The organism is Vibrio sp. 1249-1, assembly GCF_033340495.1.
The window spans coordinates 1-639 of record NZ_JAWOWJ010000698.1 but is presented as its reverse complement, the minus strand read 5'-3'; the positions used below and the strand labels follow the sequence as shown (position 1 = coordinate 639).

At 48.5% G+C, this 639-nt stretch carries 1 pseudogene; it reads right to left on the bottom strand.

The features are described from left to right. Nucleotides 1–639, bottom strand: a pseudogene (locus tag R7Z50_RS28425) (mechanosensitive ion channel protein MscS); the annotation flags it as partial.

Genomic DNA, 639 nt, shown 5'->3' with positions numbered 1-639 from the left:
CCAATGATCACACCGGCAATACCGAAACCAGTCAGAATTGGCGCTAAGTTCAAGCCAATCTGCGACAGGCCAACCATAATACCAATCACCCACACCACTTTGCCGGACATGGAGATAAAGAAGTCCTGCATTAGGTGGGAAAGTTTCAAGTTCTTAGAAGACACCGCTTTGCTCACCACTTTGCGCGTGAGTTTAGCCAGTGCACGAGCAATCAATAAGATCAGCGCGAACACGAATAGCTGGAAGATATGCTGTGGTGCGTTTTCCGCAAACCAATCCACCGCGGAGTTTGACCAGTGACTGATGATGGACCACACCACTTTGGTGTCTAGCAAGTCGTGCGTGATGCTGCCTGTGATTTCAAAGATCTGACGCTTGTACTCCGACGTCTCAATACCCATTTTGTCGCCGATCGACATCAGGTTACGCAAACTTTCCGTTGCGATATTCAGTCTCTGCTTCACGATCAGTTGGCTAAGTTGCAAAGACGCTTTTTCTGATTCAGGGCTGGATGAAAGCTGCGTACCGATGATTTCTGCTTGTTGACGCAGATACGCCATCGATGCCGATAGCAAACGCATGCGCTTATCTAGCTTGTCTTGCAATTCCGCTTCTGCACGCTCATTTTGAACGCCTAAT